General features: G+C 69.8%; 12 protein-coding genes. 3 read left to right on the top strand and 9 right to left on the bottom strand.

Annotated elements, in window-relative coordinates:
• Positions 1–131: 131 nt before the first annotated feature.
• The 6 genes from K9U40_RS18330 to ypfJ all read right to left on the bottom strand — a co-directional run bounded on the left by K9U40_RS18330 (position 132) and on the right by ypfJ (position 6,657).
• The gene (locus tag K9U40_RS18330; RefSeq protein ID WP_282891577.1) at positions 132–1,415 is read right to left on the bottom strand and encodes a beta-ketoacyl-ACP synthase; all 1,284 of its coding nucleotides are present in this window, start codon (positions 1,413–1,415) and stop codon (positions 132–134) included.
• Between the two features lie 295 nt (positions 1,416–1,710).
• Positions 1,711–2,904 (bottom strand): beta-ketoacyl-ACP synthase, encoded by a 1,194-nt coding sequence (locus K9U40_RS18325; RefSeq protein ID WP_282891576.1) that lies wholly within the window; start codon positions 2,902–2,904, stop codon positions 1,711–1,713.
• Entirely contained in the window at positions 2,897–3,370 is a 474-nt protein-coding gene (locus K9U40_RS18320) for a 3-hydroxyacyl-ACP dehydratase FabZ family protein (RefSeq protein WP_282891575.1), read from the bottom strand. The genes K9U40_RS18325 and K9U40_RS18320 overlap by 8 nt, the downstream gene beginning before the upstream one ends.
• Positions 3,371–3,379: 9 nt before the next feature.
• Complete coding sequence (locus K9U40_RS18315) at positions 3,380–3,661, bottom strand: acyl carrier protein (protein WP_012113283.1); 282 nt, start codon at positions 3,659–3,661, stop codon at positions 3,380–3,382.
• 310 nt (positions 3,662–3,971) lie between these two features.
• Positions 3,972–5,609 (bottom strand): acyl-CoA dehydrogenase family protein, encoded by a 1,638-nt coding sequence (locus tag K9U40_RS18310; RefSeq protein WP_282891574.1) that lies wholly within the window; start codon positions 5,607–5,609, stop codon positions 3,972–3,974.
• 148 nt (positions 5,610–5,757) lie between these two features.
• On the bottom strand, positions 5,758–6,657 hold the full coding sequence (gene ypfJ / locus K9U40_RS18305; protein ID WP_282891573.1) for a KPN_02809 family neutral zinc metallopeptidase: 900 nt from the start codon (positions 6,655–6,657) through the stop codon (positions 5,758–5,760).
• Between the two features lie 184 nt (positions 6,658–6,841).
• Here ypfJ and K9U40_RS18300 point away from each other — a divergent pair, with 184 nt between their 5' ends.
• Entirely contained in the window at positions 6,842–7,591 is a 750-nt protein-coding gene (locus tag K9U40_RS18300; protein WP_282891572.1) for a ribonuclease HII, read from the top strand.
• Positions 7,592–7,616: 25 nt separating this feature from the next.
• On the opposite strand, the gene cydB is transcribed toward K9U40_RS18300, so the two are convergent.
• Positions 7,617–8,621, bottom strand: a complete 1,005-nt coding sequence (gene cydB, locus K9U40_RS18295) for a cytochrome d ubiquinol oxidase subunit II (RefSeq protein WP_282891571.1) — start codon at positions 8,619–8,621, stop codon at positions 7,617–7,619.
• A gap of 53 nt (positions 8,622–8,674) precedes the next feature.
• A complete protein-coding gene (locus K9U40_RS18290) occupies positions 8,675–10,069 on the bottom strand; it encodes a cytochrome ubiquinol oxidase subunit I (RefSeq protein WP_282891570.1) in 1,395 nt (464 codons plus the stop codon).
• Between the two features lie 831 nt (positions 10,070–10,900).
• Between K9U40_RS18290 and K9U40_RS18285 the strand changes: the two genes are divergently transcribed.
• Both K9U40_RS18285 and K9U40_RS18280 read left to right on the top strand, forming a co-directional pair.
• Positions 10,901–12,649, top strand: coding sequence for an ABC transporter permease (locus K9U40_RS18285; protein ID WP_282891569.1), 1,749 nt, complete (start codon positions 10,901–10,903; stop codon positions 12,647–12,649).
• An 11-nt stretch (positions 12,650–12,660) separates the two neighbouring features.
• On the top strand, positions 12,661–14,004 hold the full coding sequence (locus K9U40_RS18280; protein WP_282891568.1) for an ABC transporter ATP-binding protein: 1,344 nt from the start codon (positions 12,661–12,663) through the stop codon (positions 14,002–14,004).
• Positions 14,005–14,184: 180 nt separating this feature from the next.
• On the opposite strand, the gene K9U40_RS18275 is transcribed toward K9U40_RS18280, so the two are convergent.
• The coding region (locus K9U40_RS18275) for an MFS transporter (RefSeq protein WP_282891567.1) at positions 14,185–15,804 on the bottom strand (1,620 nt) is incomplete at its 5' end.

Genomic DNA, 15,804 nt, shown 5'->3' with positions numbered 1-15,804 from the left:
GCTGGGGAGGGGGCTGCGCTGGCTGTCCCGCACGAAATCCTCAAGGCTGGCGCAGGCGGAGAGACTTGCCCCCCCCCCGGCCCTCCCCCGCAAGCGGGAGAGGGGGCAACCTGCGTATTGAAACCCTGCCTTCACGCTGGCTCGCCCGCCATGACCAGGCAGACATTCTGTCCGCCGAAGCCGAAGGAGTTGGAGATGACCCGGCGCACCGTCGCGTCGCGTGCCACGTTGGGCACCACGTCGAGGGGAATGGCGGGGTCCGGGATATTGTAGTTGATGGTCGGCGGAATGCGGCCATGGGCGATGGTGAGCAGCGACACCGCAGCCTCGATGGCGCCGGCCGCCGTAAGCGTATGGCCGATCATGGACTTGTTGGACGAGATGGGGGTCTGCGCCAGCTTCTCGTCGCCGAACACGGCCTTCATGCCCACATATTCCATGCGGTCGTTTTCCGGCGTGGAGGTGCCGTGGGCGTTGATGTAGTCCACGTCGTCGGGGGTCACGCCCGCGTCGGCGAAGGCATTGGTCATGCAGCCGATGATGGGGCGGCCGTCGGGGCTGGAGCGGGTGCGGTGGAAATTGTCCGCCATCTCGCCGCAGCCTTCCAGTACGCCGAGGATCTTCGCCCCGCGCGCCACCGCATGCTCATAGCTCTCCAGCACCAATGCAGCGGCGCCCTCGGCCATGACGAAGCCGTCGCGGTTCTTGGCGAAGGGGCGGGCGGCACCCTCCGGATTGTCGTTGGCGGTGGTCAGCGCCGAGAGCAGCGAGAAGCGGATGAGCGCTTCCGGGTGCACCGAGCCGTCAGTGCCGAGGGAGAGCGCCACATCGGTCTCGCCGCGCCGGATGGCCTCGACGCCGAGCTGGATGGCGGTTGCCCCCGACGCGCAGGCGGTGGACAGCGAGATGGGCTGGCCGCGGGTGCCGAAGCGGTCGGCGAGCCGGTCCGCCACCGAGCCGAACAGGAAGCGCTCGTGCCAGGGACGGAACTTGCCGGAGGCCGCCGCGCCGAGCAGGTCATGATAGACGATGGGGTAGTGCCCCACCGCATCGGCGAGCTGCCGCCGCTCGGGCCATTCCAGCTCCACGGGCGGCACGGCCGCGAACAGCGGGCCGGGAAAATCCCCGTCCGAGCCGATGGCGGATTCGGCGATGGCTTCTTCCGCCGCCAGCGTCGCCAGCTTCTCGGACAGGTTCGGGGCTGCGACGCGGCCGTCGAACAGGAAATCCACCGTGCCGGCGATGGTGGTGCGCATGCCCTCGATGGGAAAGCGCGTGATGGTGTGGATGCCCGATTCGCCGGCGGTGAGGCGCCGCCAGTTGTCTTCCTTGCCCTGGCCGAGGGAGGTGACGAGGCCGATGCCCGTCACAACCACGATGGGGCGGCCGAACTTGTCCAGATGCGCCTGCGTCATGTTCGCGGCTCCTTTACGTGAAGCGCGCCCGCCCCAGGCGCCGTCCATGGTGTCCCCCGGCCTCGCGCAAGCTGCTGCTGCGCGAGCGTCCGTGCCGGCGGGTCCGGAAAATAAGCCGAAGGCGGCGGAAAGGACAATGCGTCGGCGCCTTGTCCTGTCCCGCAGGCCCGGCGCGCATCATTTCCGCGACCGTCATGTCGTAACCCGAGCCTGCTGGAGCGGCGGCGCGGCGACGATACGAAAGCCGGTCGGGAGCGCCGCAAAATGCTGAGGCAGAAGGCGCCCCGGTCCAGCCTCACGCCTTCTCCACCAGCCCCGCGCCTTCGCCGCGCCAGTGGCCCACCTGCGTCACCACGATGCGCTCGGCGCCGTCCCCCGCCTGCTCCAGCGGATCGCCGGCGGACGGCGGGAACAGCGCGCCCTTCGACACGGCGAGGGCGGCCAGCGCCAGGCCGGCGATAAACTGCGCCTCGAAGCCGTGGCCCATGCGGTTCGCCACCGCGCGCACCGGCAGGCCGGAGGCAGCCAGCGCCGCGTGCTCGGCTTCGGTGGCGTCATGGGCGCCGGTGGCGCCGGAAATGACGGCGGTGCCGGCCGGCGTTCCGGCGGTGGCCAGAAGCGCGGTCACCTTCTCGGCCACGGCGCCTTCCACCGCGCGCTTCGCCCGCTCCGACCACACGCCGGACAGCCTGGCGATGGGCTTGGCCCCGCGCGCCGTGGCGTGCTCCGGCGATTCGAGCACCAGGAATGCGCCCATGGAGCCGGAGGCGATGCCCGGCGCGGTGAAGACCGGCTTTAGTTCACCCTTCAGGCAGAAATTGTCGAGGTCGTTGAGGAGCAGCGTGTCCTCGCGCTCGGCATTGTAGGCGCCGCCCACGAGGGCGATCTCGCTCTGGCCGGCGGCAATGCGCGAATAGGCGACGCGGGCCGCATCCACGCCGGCGCTTTCCTCACCCATGAAGGTGCGCGAGGAGCCGGTGACGCCGTGCACGATGGAGATGTTGCCGGCGAGCAGGTTGGAGAGCTGGGCCAGCGAGAGCGTGGGCCGCAGGTCCGACAGCAGGCGCTCGTTGAGCAGCCGTCCGGCATCGTTGGACGTGGACAGATCGTTGAGGATGGAGGCGTCCACGGCGAAATCGCGCTCGCCGCCGCCCGCCGCCACGATCATGTCGGTCTTCGACAGGATCTCGGTATTCTTGGCGATCCCCGCCGAGTCGAGCGCAAGGCCGGCCGCATAGGTGCCGATGCGCTGCCAGGGCTCCATCTGCCGCTGGTCGCCCTTCTTGGGGATCTGGGTGTCGAAGTTCACCTTGACGAGCGGGTGGACCACGTAGGGCGCGTAGGTGGTGGCGTCAGTCACAGGCGCGGCGCCGGAGGCGAGCGCTTCCCAATGGGCGTCCAGCCCCTCCCCGAGGGAGGAGACGAGGCCGATGCCGGTGATCCACACGTCGCGGTGGATCCGGCGCCGGCCGGCGTTCGCGTCAGGCATCGGCAAAGTCCGCAAGGGGGAAGGAGACGTGCTCGGCCACCTTCATCACCACGGGCTTCATCTTGCCCTCGGGCCAGGGGAGCACGCGGAAGGTGAGCTCGGCGGAGCAGATGAGCTTGCCTTCGAGCATGGCCTGGGTCTTCGCCACGACGAAGCCCGAGCCCTCGTGGAGGATTTCGGAGTAGAGGTCGAGATTCTGGCCCGGCAGCACGAAGGTGCGGAGCTTCGCCTCCTTGACGGTGGCGAGGAAGGGCATCTTGTTGAAGCGGTTGCGGGCCAGCACCAGCCAGCCCGTGGTCTGGGCCATGGCCTCGATGAGCAGCACGCCGGGCATGATGGGATAGCCGGGGAAGTGCCCCTCGAAGATGGAGCTCTCTTCCGGCACCAGGCCCTGGCAGTGGATCTTCTGAAGCGACGGGTCGATGGTGACGACCCGGTCGATCATCTTGAAGACTTCAGGACGCATCTAGGCGCCTCACGCGGCCTTCGCAGCGACCAACTCGTCGATGCGGGCGCACAGGTTCTTGAGCACGAAATACTGCTCGGTGGTCGCCTTGCCGTCGTTGACTTCCTGGGTCCACTGCTCGAGCGGCAGCTTGATGCCGAACGCCTTGTCGATGGCGAAGGCAATGTCCAGGAAGTCGAGGCTGTCGATGCCCAGGTCGTCGATGGCGTGGCTGTCCGGCGTGATGGTGTCCCGCGGAATATCGCAGGTTTCCGCAATGATGTTGGCCACCGTGTCGAACGTCGAAGACATGGACTGACGCCTCTCGTGTGCTCGGCCGCCCTGCTCGCGGCCGGCCCGCGCATCATGCCTTCAGGCATCATGCAGGGACTTGGGCCAGGACTTGGGCCAGGGCCGAGGGTTGGCCGCAGGGCCCCTTCGGAATGAGTTGTCGGCCCCTATAGCGAAGGCTGCAAGAGGTTTCAATGGCCGACGCCGAACGGCTCGCGCGGAAGGGTTCCTCCGCGGCGGCGCCGTTCGATCGGCCGTCCTTCGCATGCCTGGCCGCGGGAGGCAAGAGCGCGGCGGCAGAGTGTTGCGCCGCGCCGGCCACCGGTCCCGGTCACGCGGCGGACGCCCGTGCGAGGAGAAGGTCGCGCACCGCCTCCAGCGCGGTTGCGCCATAGATGCCGCGCGGCGCGGCGAGGCGGGTGGCGGCGAAGGCCTCGGCCACCGCGGGCGGGGCTGATTCGCACAGCGCTGCCGCAGCGGCAAGCAGGGCCAGGGCCTCGGCGGCCCGGCGCGCGTGCGCCTCCCGGTCTCCGGAGCGCAGGCACTCGGATACGGTGTCGGCCGTGGCCGCGGCGCCGGGCAGGCCGCGGGCGCGCTCCCGGAGATCGTCGAGAATGGCCGCTACCAGGTCCGGCTCGCGGAAGGCGATGCGGGTGAGGTCGAGGGCCATCACATTGCCCGAGCCCTCCCAGATGGCGTTCACCGGCGCCTCGCGATAGATCCGCGGCAGGGCGCAATCCTCCACGTAGCCGTTGCCGCCCAGCACCTCCATGGCCTCGGCGATGAAGGCCGGCGCCGCCTTGCAGACCGCGAACTTCACCACCGGGGTCAGGACCCGGGCGCGCGCCGCCTCGGTGGCGCAGCCGGCGGCTGCGTCGAAGCTCGCGGCGAGGCGGAAGGCGAGGGCGGCAAACGCCTCCTGGTCGAGCGCCAGGTCCGCCAGCACCATGGCCATGGCCGGCTGGTCCACCAGCTTCTTCTGGAACACGGTGCGGTGGCGGGCGTGGTGCAGCGCCCGCGCAAAGGCCGCGCGCATGAGGGCGGCGGAGGAGACGGCACAGTCGAGCCGCGTCAGCTGCACCATCTCGATGAGGGTGGGGATGCCGCGCCCCTCCTCGCCCACCCGCCAGGCGAAGGCGCGCTCGAACTCCACCTCGCTGGAGGCATTCGAGCGGTTGCCCAGCTTGCGCTTGAGCCGCACGAGGCGCAGCGCGTTCACGCCGCCGTCGGGCCGGAAGCGGGGCATGAGGAAGGCGGTCAGGCCGCCGGGCGCCTGGGCCAGCACCAGGAAGGCGTCGCTCATGGGCGCCGAGAAGAACCATTTGGCGCCGGTGATCTCGTATTCGCTGCCGCCGACGGGCGTGGCCCGCGTGGTGTTGGAGCGCACGTCGGTGCCGCCCTGGCGCTCCGTCATGCCCATGCCGACGGTGATGGAGGCCTTCTCCCAGAACGGCAGGAAGCGCCCGTCATAATTGCGGCCGCGGATGCGGGGCAGGAAATCGCGCAGCAATTCCGGCGCGGCGGCAAGGCTGGCGGGGGCGGCGTGGGTCATGGTGAGGGGGCACACATGGCCCGCCTCCACCTGGCTCACCACATAGAGCCGCGCCGCGCGCTGGGCGTTGCCGCGCCGCGCCTGCGCGGGGCGCGCCGGGCCGTCCCAGCTGGAGCAGTGGAGCCCCGCTTCCATGCTCTGTGCCATCAGCGCGTGATACGCGGGGTGGAACTCCACCACGTCGCAGCGCCGGCCCTGGGGGTCGTGGCTGTGCAGTTCGGGTGGGTTCTCATTGGCGAGGCGGCCGAGGGCGAGCTGGTCCGACCCGCCCCACTGGGCGCCGAAGGCGAAGAGCGCCCCGTTGAGGCCGGAGCGGTCGGCCACGGCGGCGAGCGCCGGATCGCCGGCGGCGAGGTTCACGTCGGCATAGGGCGGCGGCTGGTTCGAGACCTCGTCCGCGTCGGGCGTCGCATCCATGGCGTTTCCCCGCCGCCGCCCGGCTCCACTGGCGGGAGGGTGCGCCGGCCTTGGCATGGCCGCCCCGCAGGTGCGCCTGCGGTGGAGGCAGGCGGGAATTGGGGCGGACTTTCAGCCCGAATGCAAGGGAGGTTCGAGACCCCCCGCGTCAGATCGGCCCGGAAAACGTGTTGCACTGCTGCATGGAACCGGTCTTCAGCCCGCGCGTGAACCAGTTCACCCGCTGCTGCGAGGAGCCGTGGGTGAAGCTGTCGGGCACGGCATAGCCCTGCGACTGCTTCTGCAAGCGGTCGTCGCCGATGGCGCTGGCGGCGTTCAGCGCCTCTTCCACGTCGCCCTGTTCCAGGATGCGGAAGCGGGCGTTGGCGTGGTAGGCCCACACCCCCGCAAGGCAGTCGGCCATCAGTTCCACGCGGACCGAGAGATTGTTCGCCTCGGCGCGGGAGGAGGCGCGCGCCTGCGCCTGCTGCACCTTGGGCAGGATGCCGATGAGGTTCTCCACATGATGGCCCACCTCGTGGGCGATCACATAGGCGGCGGCGAAGTCGCCCGGCGCCTTGAACCGGCTCTTCATCTCCTGGAAGAAGGAGAGGTCGAGATAGACCTTCTGGTCGAGCGGGCAATAGAACGGCCCCATGGCCGACTGGGCGCCGCCGCAGGCCGAGCGCGTGGCGCCGGAGAACAGCACCAGCTTGGGATCCTGATAGGTCTTGCCCTCGGCGCGGAACAGCTCGGTCCACACGTCCTCGGTCTGGGCGAGCACGGCGGCGGCGAAGCGGCCCAGATCGTCCTTGGGGGGCGTCTGCGGGCCCGGGCGCGGCGCGGCCTGCTGCTGGGGCGCGTTGCCGCCGCCCATGCCGTTGATGGCCTCGAGCCCGCCGATGAGGATGGCCGGATTGATGCCGAGCGCCCAGCCCACCAGGCCCACGATGATGATGGTACCGATGCCGAGCCCGCCGCGGCCGCCGGGCATGCGGAAGCCGCCCCCGCCGCCATCTCCGCGCCGGTCCTCCACATTGTCGCTGGAGCGGAAATCCTCCCAACGCATGGCATGCCTCCCGACAGGCGTCCGGGCCATGCCCCGAAGGCGGCCTTGGACACGATATGGAAGATGGGCTTACATCGTGACGGGAGCAATGCCCAGCCCGTCGCTGGGTTCCATGCTATCAGACGTACGGGCCCCGACTCGTCCGGGACGGCCCGGCCCCAGCTGACCAGGGTTGATGTTTCCCATGGCGTCCCGCCCCAAAGTCCAGCCGCCTTCTTCACCGCCGGTTCGCGGCAGGCCGAAGCGGCGCGGCCGGCCGGCGAAGGAGGGGGACGGTGCGGCCGGCTGGGTGGGGCTCGATTTCTCCCGCGAGCGGGTGCTCTACAGGACGGGGCTTGCTCCCGTGGCCGGCGCCGACGAGGTCGGGCGCGGGCCGCTGGCCGGGCCCGTGGTGGCCGCGGCCGTGGTGCTCGATCCGGAGCGGGTGCCGCAGGGGCTCGATGATTCGAAGAAGCTGACGCGGGCGAAGCGCGAGGCGCTCTACCTGGAGATCTGCGCCACCGCGGAGGTCGCCGTTTCCCTCGCTCCGCCGGCGCGCATCGACCGCGACAACATCCGGCAGGCGACCTTGTGGGCGCTCGCGAACGCGGTGCGGGCGCTACCCTGCCGGCCGGCCTTCCTGCTGGTGGACGGCAACGACCCGCCCCCTGTGGCCTGCCGGGTCGAGGCGGTGGTGGGGGGCGACGGGCTCATCGCCTCCATCGCCGCAGCCTCCATCGTGGCCAAGGTGGTGCGCGACCGGCTGATGGCGGGCGTCGGCGCGGCTTTCCCGGCCTACGGCTTCGAGCGCCACATGGGCTATGGCACGCCGGAGCACGGCGCGGCCCTGCGCGCCCACGGCCCCTGCCTGCACCACCGGCGGTCCTTCGCGCCGGTGCGCGAGCAGCAGCTGGGCCTGTTCCCGGCGGACGGAGCGATGGAGGAGGCGGACTGAGGGCGGCGTCAGGCCGCCCGGCCCCTCAGTGATACCCCTCGCCCTCGCGGACCTTGCCGCGGAAGATCCAGTAGACGAACGCCATGTAGCCCAGCACCACCGGCAGCAGGAAGATGACGCCGAACAGCATCAGGATCTGGCTGGGCGCCGCGGCTGCGGTCTGCCACACGGTGAGGCTGGGGGGCACCAGATAGGGGAAGGTGGAGATGGCGAGGCCCACGAAGCCGAGCAGGAACAAGCCGACGGTGCCGAGGAAGGGCAGTATCTCGCGCCCGCTCTTCAGCCAGTGCAGCACGGCGAGGGCGACGAGCACGGTGACGATGGGCACCGGCGCGAGGAAGAAGATGTTGGGCTGGGAGAACCAGCGGGTGGCGATGCGCTCGAACGCGATGGGGGTCCACAGGCTGACCGCGGCCATCAGCGCCAGCACGGCGAGCAGCAGCGGCACCGCTTGGGCCCGCGCCCGTTCCGCCACCGTGCCTTCGGTTTTCATGATGAGCCAGGTGGCGCCGAGCAGGGCGTAGCCGATCACGACGCCGATGCCGCACAAGGCGGCGAACGGCGTCGCCCAGTCCAGCGGCCCGCCGGCGAAGGCGCCGTCCTTGACCGTGATGCCCTGCACCAGCCCGCCGAGAATCACGCCCTGCGCGAAGGCCGCCACCAGCGAGCCGCCCGCGAAGGCGGCATTCCACCAGCGCCGGCTGGTCATGGCGACCCAGCGGAACTCGAAGGCCACGCCGCGGAACACCAAAGCGAGCAGCATGATGATGACGGGCAGGTAGAGCGCCGGCATCACCACCGCATAGGCCTTGGGGAAGGCGACCCACAGGCCGCCGCCGCCGAGGATGAGCCAGGTCTCGTTGCCGTCCCAGAACGGTGCCACCGTATTCATCATGGTGTCGCGCTCGCGCTCCTCCTTCGCGAACGGAAAGAGGATGCCGATGCCCAGGTCGAAGCCGTCGAGCACCACGTACATGATGACGGCGACACCGATGATGAGGCCCCAGATGACGGGGAGATACCATTCCATGGCTTGGATCCTCTCACGCGTCGGTTGAAGGGACGAGCTTGCTCATGCCGGGGTCAGCCGCCCGGCGTCATCTGGCCTTCGCCGTGGGCGGCGGCCAGCGGCCGAGTCGGCCGCTCCCTGGCCGGGGGCTCGATCAGCGTGCCGCCGGGACCGCGCACGATGAGGCGGTTCATGAAGTAGATGCCGGTGGCGAAGATGATGCCGTAGACGAGGAGGAACAGGCCCAGCGTCAGCGCCACGGTCCAGCCGGCGAGGGGCGACATGGCATCCTCGGTGCGCAGCAGCCCTTCCACCACCCAGGGCTGACGGCCCTGCTCGGTGACGATCCAGCCCGACAGGATGGCGATGAAGCCCAGCGGCCACGCCCAGGAGCAGATGCGCAGATACCAGCGGGTGATGGTCTCCTCATCCCGGTAGATCAGCCAGGCGCCGATCCAGCCCAGAAGGATCATGATCACGCCCACGCCCACCATGGCGCGGAAGCCGAAGAAGGGGCCCAGCACCGGCGGGCGGTCCTGCGGCGCGAAATCCTTGAGGCCGGGGAACAGGCCGTCCAGATTGTGGGTGATCATCAGCGAGGCGCCGCGCGGGATCGAGATCTCGTAGAGATTCTTCTCCGCCTTCTCGTCGGGCCACGCGAACAGCACCAGCGGCGCGGGCTTGGAGCTGTCCCAGTGGGCTTCCACCGCCGCGATCTTGGCCGGCTGGTAGTGGGCGGAGTTGAGGCCGTGGCTGTCGCCGACGAAGGCCTGGATAGGGCCGACGATGGCCAGCATGCCGATGCCCATCACCATCATCACCCGCGATTCCTCGGGGAACTTCCCCGCGAGGAGGTAGCGCGCGCCCACCGACAGCACCACCAGCGACGTGGTGAGATAGGCCGCGAGCAGCATGTGCGGCAGGCGCCAGTGGAAGCTCGGGTTGAAGATGATCTGCAGCCAGTCCAGCGGATAGGCGAGGCCATCGCGAAGCTCGAAGCCGGCGGGGGTCTGCATCCAGCTGTTGGCGGCGAGGATCCAGAAGGCCGACATGAAGGTGCCGAACGCCACCACGCAGCACGACAGCACATGCAGCCACGGCGGCACCCGGTTCCAGCCGAACAGCATGATGCCGAGGAAGGTCGCCTCCAGGAAGAAGGCGGTGAGCACCTCGAAGCCGATGAGCGGCGCCACCACCGAGCCGACGAACTCCGCGTAGCGACTCCAGTTGGTGCCGAACTGGTAGGACAAAACGATGCCGGACACCACGCCCATGGCGAAGGACACGGCGAAGATCTTGGTCCAGAACCGCGCGAGCCGGTGGTACACGTCGCGCCCGGTCTTCAGCCAGATCAGCTCCAGCGTCGCGATGAAGGCGGACAGGCCGATGGTGAAGGCGGGGAAGATGACGTGGAAGGAAACCGTGAAAGCGAACTGAATGCGCGCGAGGGTCACCGGATCGAAATCCATCGGGTCCGCTCCTTGTCGTCCGCTCGGGAGGCGCTGCTGGCGTCGTCCGCTCGGTCCGCCGGGATGCGGCAGGGGGGCGACCCTGGCCACCGGCTGGATCCCGGTTGCGGACAGCGTTCAGGCCGGCCTGCCGTCTCCCCGCCGGCATGGACGCCGGTCAGGGGAGGCATTTCCCAGAAAACGCAGGGACAATAGCCGCGTACCGGGACCACGTCGATACGCCAAGTGGGCCTGTGCACCATCTGGTTGGTGCCGCGTTGCCGCAGGGTGGAACTCGGGAGCAGATGGCAAGGCGTTCGCACCTGCCCTTAGGGCGGCTCCCGAAGGCCGGTTGCCGCATTGCAAAAAGGCCTTGACCTCCTCGTTTCCCGGCGCGATAGGCGGGCCCAACGGCCCGCGTACCGGTCAATCGAAAGTCGTTCCTCTGATGGACAGTTCCAGTCGATCTAGCTTGAGCCTGCTCGCAGCGGCACGGACCTGACCTTTCGCGTCCGGTTCGTTCTCCCGCCGCCGGCCGGCTCCGGGATGAAAGGTGAACCCATGCGGACGCTTCCTTTCCGCACACACCCGTTGCGCAAGCCCCTGTTCCCAAGGCATCGCGTCTGGGCGACCGGCGCCGCCGGACGGGACCGAAGTCGGCGCTGACGCCGCTGCGCGCGGCGACGCGTGGCCGTGATCCGGAGCCGTTCCGGGCGGGGCAGGCCGTTCGGGCCTGCCCCCGGGACCCCTTCGAGCGCGATGCGTTGAGCATGGCTCTGGCGCGGGTTGGTTCCGGGCGGCCCGGGATGCTCCGGCCGGCCGATCCCTCACGCCGAAATCGGACCCTTCCTCATGACGATGCATCACCCGGCCCTGGAAGCGGGCCGCCGGCGTGCGTTTGCGCCGAACCTCTGGGACGCGCTGGCGTTCGGCCTGCTGTTCGGCGGGCTCATTCTCCTGGTCCATGGCGGCAAGGAGACCCTGGCGCCGCTGGCTGAACTCGATCTCGCGCCGGTCTCGCTCGATCCGGCCATGCTGCCGGAATATGCGCTGCGCACCACCATGCGCATGCTGGCGGCCATCGTCGCCTCGCTGGTCTTCACCTTCGCCTATGGTGCGCTGGCGGCCAAAAGCCGGCGGGCGGAGATGGTGCTCGTCCCCATGCTGGACATCCTCCAGTCGGTGCCGGTGCTGGGTTTCCTCTCCTTCACCGTGGTCGGCTTCATGTCGCTGTTTCCCGGCCGGGTGCTGGGGGTGGAACTGGCGGCCATCTTCGCCATCTTCACCAGCCAGGCCTGGAACATGACCTTCAGCTTCTACCAGTCGCTGAAGACGGTGCCGCGCGACCTCGACGAAGCCACCCGCAGCTTTCGCCTCACCGGCTGGCAGCGCTTCTGGCGGCTGGAGGTGCCGTTCTCCATGCCGGGCCTGGTGTGGAACACCATGATGTCCATGTCGGGGGGCTGGTTCTTCGTGGTGGCCTCCGAGGCCATCTCGGTGGGCGACACCACCATCACCCTGCCGGGCGTCGGCTCCTACGTGGCGCTCGCCATCAAGGAGCAGAATCTCGCCGCCGTGGGCTGGGCGGTGCTCGCCATGCTGGCGGTGATCCTGCTCTATGACCAGCTGCTGTTCCGCCCGCTGGTGGCGTGGGCCGACAAGTTCCGGGTGGAGACCTCCGCCGGCGGCCCGGCGCCGCGCTCCTGGCTGTTGTCGGCCGCCCGCCGCACCTTCGTGTTCCAGCGCATGCTCCAGCCTTTGGGCGCCATGCTGGCGGCGGTGCCGCGCCAGCGCCTCGCCTTTTCCGCACCGGTGTCGCAGGATACCCGCCACGCCGTGGAAAGCGCCTGGGCCAGCCCGTGGGCGGAGGGGATCTGGCTGGCGCTGGTGTTCGCCGCGGCCGCCTATGCGCTTTTTGTCATCGCCTCCTTCGTCGCCACCGAGCTGACCCTGCCCGAGGTGATCCAGGTGCTGGGCCTTGGCGTGCTCACCATGATCCGGGTGGTGGTGCTGATCGCGCTGGCGACCCTGATCTGGGTGCCGGTCGGGGTATGGATCGGGCTGCGGCCCCGCTGGGCAAGGCGGGTGCAACCGCTGGCCCAGTTCCTCGCCGCCTTCCCGGCCAACATCGTGTTTCCCTTCGCGGTGGTGGCCATCGTGCGGCTCGGGCTCGACCCGGACATCTGGTTGTCGCCGCTGATGGTGCTGGGCACCCAATGGTACATCCTGTTCAACGTGGTGGCCGGGGCCAGCGCCTTCCCCAACGACCTCAAGGAGGCGGCCTCCACCTTCCGCATCCGGGGCTTCAACTGGTGGCGCAAGGTGATGCTGCCGGGGATCTTTCCCTATTACGTCACCGGCGCCATCACCGCGAGCGGCGGCTCGTGGAACGCCTCCATCGTCGCCGAGGTGGCAAGCTGGGGCTCGACCACGCTGCGTGCCCATGGCGTCGGCGCCTACATCGCCGATGCCACGGCGGCAGGCGACTATCCGCGCATCGTGCTCGGCATCGCCGTGATGTCGCTGTTCGTCATCCTGTTCAACCGCATGCTCTGGCGCCCGCTCTACGCCTTCGCCGGCCGCCGCCTGCGCCTCGATTGAAGGAGGGGATCATGACCGTGATCGATCGCGCGACGCCGCGCTCCGAGACCGAGTTCCCGACCCTCGTCAGCGTCTCCGGCGTGCGGCAGGTCTATGCCAAGGGCGACAATGCCGACCTCGTGGTGCTGGACGACGTGTCCCTCACCATCCGCGAGGGCGAGGTGGTGGGCCTGCTCGGCCGCTCGGGCTCGGGCAAGTCCACGCTGCTGCGCATCATCTCCGGCCTCGTGAAGCCCACTTCGGGCCGCGTGGAATGGTGCGGCAGGCCGGTGAGCGGCCCCTGCGAGGGCCTGTCCATGGTGTTCCAGAGCTTCGCTCTCTTTCCCTGGCTCACGGTGCTGGAGAATGTGGAGGTGGGGCTGGAGGCCATTGGCGTGCCGGCGGCGGAGCGCCGGCGGCGGGCCATCGAGGCGATCGACCTCATCGGCCTCGACGGCTTCGAGAGCGCCTATCCCAAGGAATTGTCCGGCGGCATGCGCCAGCGCGTGGGCTTTGCCCGCGCTTTGGTGGTGCATCCGCGCCTGATGCTGATGGACGAGCCCTTCTCGGCGCTGGACGTGCTGACCGCCGAGACCTTGCGCACCGACCTCATCGACCTGTGGATCGAGGGGCGGCTGCCCATCAAGTCCATCCTGATGGTGACGCACAACATCGAGGAGGCGGTGCTGATGTGCGACCGCATCCTCATCTTCTCGTCCAATCCCGGGCGCGTGGCGGCGCAGATCGCCATCGACATGCCGCATCCGCGCTCCCGCATCGACCCGGTGTTCCGCGCCATCGTGGACGACATCTATGCCCGCATGACCCAGCGCATGCCGCAGGAAAAGGAGGAGCGCAAGGACGAGGGGGCCTTCCCCGGCACCGGCATCGGCATGGCGCTGCCGCACATCTCCACCAACCTGATCTCCGGCCTGATGGAGGCGCTGGCCGCGCCGCCCTACGCCGGCAAGGCCGACCTGCCGGACCTTGCGGCCACGCTGCAGATGGAGGTTGACGAGCTGTTCCCCATCGTCGAGACGCTCCAGCTGATGCGATTTGCGGAGCTGGAGGAGGGCGACGTGACCCTCACGGACGCCGGCCGGCGTTTCGCGGACCTGGATGTGGATGCGCGCAAGCGCCTGTTCGCCGAGCATCTTCTGGCTTACGTGCCGCTGGCGGCGCTCATCCGGCGGGTGCTGGACGAGCGGCCGAGCCACAAGGCGCCGTTAACGCGCTTTTCGGAGGAGCTGGAGGACTACATGTCCGAGGACTTCGCCGAGACGACGCTCCGGGCCCTCATCACCTGGGGGCGCTACGGCGAAGTGTTCGGCTATGACGAGCACACCCGCCAGTTCAACCTGGAGAATCCGGCCTGAGGCCAGATCCCGCGGCAGGGCGGCGCGGGGTTCAGGAGGTTCGCCGATATCGGCACCGGATTCCCGGCGACGTTCCGGCGAAAGGCCGGCCTTCGGCGCGACTTCGGTTTGGTGGTATCATGATCTTCAGGGCGGCGCCGGATCACCCTGTCCGGCGCCGCCCCCGTCCGCATCGCGCGGTCAGGGATGCCCGCCCGGCCCCCGGGCGGGAGGGGCGGCCCCGATCAGGTGGCGCACCTGGGGCGGCTGGTCCCCCCGGTGGAATTTCAGCACGCCGGCCTGCACGTCGGCGTCCGCGTGGGAGACCCGGCGATGCTGGCGCAGGTGCTCGGCCCAGGACTCCACCATGAACCATTCCACCATGAGCGACGGATCGGCGGCATCCTCGGTGACGCCCCAATTGTAGGCGCCGTCGCGCCGGCGGGCGGCGGAGAGGCGGTACAGGGCATCGAGGAAGGCCGGGCGGTCTTCCGGGGCAATGCGATACTCGATGAGGATGAGCACCGGGCCGCGGTCGTTCTCCACGGGGGCGGCGAGCAGGGGTTCGGGCCAGTGCATGGCGGGAGTGAGGTCGGCCTCGCCCGCCGGCAGCCTCACCCGGTGGAGTACGAGCCCGGCCACCACAAGGCCCGCGCCGGCCACCAGCAGCGCCCCCGCCAGCCCGATCTCCTGCGCCACCAGACCCCAGGTGATGCTGCCGCCGGCCATGGCGCCGTTGAAGGCCGTGAGATAGACCGCCAGCGCCCGCCCGCGCACCCAGTTGGGCAGGATGGATTGGGCGGTGGCGTTGAGGGTGGTGAGGGCGATGATCCACGCCCCGCCCATGGCCAGCAGCACCGCCAGAGCAAGCCAGCGCGGCGGGGCGAAAGCGAGGCTCGCGGTGGCGGCGGCGGTGACGAAAGCGGCGCCGAGCACCAGAGTGTCGGCATTGGCGAAGGCGCGCAGGCGCGGCAGCAGCAGCGCGCCGCCGATGGCGCCGGCCCCCACCGAGCCCAGCAGCACGCCGTAATAGGCGGCGTCGCCCTTCAGCAGCTCCCGCGCCACCAGCGGCAGCAGCGCCCAAACCGCGCTGGCGAAGAAGAAGAAGAACACCGCGCGCAGCAGCACCACATGCAGCTCGTGGCTGGCGCGGGCATAGCGCAGGCCGGCGCGGAAGGCGCCGGTGAAGTGCTCGGACAATTCGTCCTGCGCGCCCGCGTCCCGGCGCCACCACCACAGGGCGGCGATGACCAGCACGTAGCTCGCCACGTCGGCGCCATAGGTCACCGCCGCGCCGAAGGAGGCGAGCAGCAGGCCGCCCACCGCCGGGCCGATGGAGCGGGCGATGTTGATGCCCAGCGAGTTCAGCGCCACCGCGCTCTTCAGCTCGGGACGGGGCACCAGCTCGGGTACGATGGATTGCCAGGTGGGCGCCATCAGCGCCGCGCCCACGCCGCCGAGGAAGGTGAGCGCCACCAGCGACGACACGGTCATGAGGCCGCTCATGGACAGCAGCATGAGCGCCACGCTCACCGCCCCGAGGCCGAGCTGGATGCCGATGAGGAAGCGGCGGCGGTCGAGGATGTCGGAGAGCACCCCGGCGGGAATGGCGAGCAGGAACACCGGCAGCATGGCGGCGGCCTGCACCATGCCCACGGCGGCCGGGGAGGCGGATAGATCGGTGACGATCCAGGCGCTGGCCACGTCGCGCATGAAGCTGCCGGTATTGCCCAGCACGGTGGCGCCCCACAGCACGGCGAACACCGGCCGGCGCAGCGGCGCGAAGGCGCCTCCGGCGGCCGGGGGTGGAGAGGCGGGCGC

This window comes from Xanthobacter autotrophicus (assembly GCF_030015065.1).
GTDB lineage: Bacteria > Pseudomonadota > Alphaproteobacteria > Rhizobiales > Xanthobacteraceae > Xanthobacter > Xanthobacter autotrophicus_D.
The sequence above is the reverse complement of the archived record's forward strand: the minus strand, read 5'-3'. Positions and strand labels throughout refer to the sequence as shown.

Bases quoted from the DNA above. Each gene is read 5' to 3' on its own strand.
- K9U40_RS18330 (WP_282891577.1), bottom strand. From the start codon at position 1,415: ATGACGCAGGCGCATCTGGACAAGTTCGGCCGCCCCATCGTGGTTGTG.
- K9U40_RS18325 (WP_282891576.1), bottom strand. From the start codon at position 2,904: ATGCCTGACGCGAACGCCGGCCGGCGCCGGATCCACCGCGACGTGTGG.
- K9U40_RS18320 (WP_282891575.1), bottom strand. From the start codon at position 3,370: ATGCGTCCTGAAGTCTTCAAGATGATCGACCGGGTCGTCACCATCGAC.
- K9U40_RS18315 (WP_012113283.1), bottom strand. From the start codon at position 3,661: ATGTCTTCGACGTTCGACACGGTGGCCAACATCATTGCGGAAACCTGC.
- K9U40_RS18310 (WP_282891574.1), bottom strand. From the start codon at position 5,609: ATGGATGCGACGCCCGACGCGGACGAGGTCTCGAACCAGCCGCCGCCC.
- ypfJ (WP_282891573.1), bottom strand. From the start codon at position 6,657: ATGCGTTGGGAGGATTTCCGCTCCAGCGACAATGTGGAGGACCGGCGC.
- K9U40_RS18300 (WP_282891572.1), top strand. From the start codon at position 6,842: ATGGCGTCCCGCCCCAAAGTCCAGCCGCCTTCTTCACCGCCGGTTCGC.
- cydB (WP_282891571.1), bottom strand. From the start codon at position 8,621: ATGGAATGGTATCTCCCCGTCATCTGGGGCCTCATCATCGGTGTCGCC.
- K9U40_RS18290 (WP_282891570.1), bottom strand. From the start codon at position 10,069: ATGGATTTCGATCCGGTGACCCTCGCGCGCATTCAGTTCGCTTTCACG.
- K9U40_RS18285 (WP_282891569.1), top strand. From the start codon at position 10,901: ATGACGATGCATCACCCGGCCCTGGAAGCGGGCCGCCGGCGTGCGTTT.
- K9U40_RS18280 (WP_282891568.1), top strand. From the start codon at position 12,661: ATGACCGTGATCGATCGCGCGACGCCGCGCTCCGAGACCGAGTTCCCG.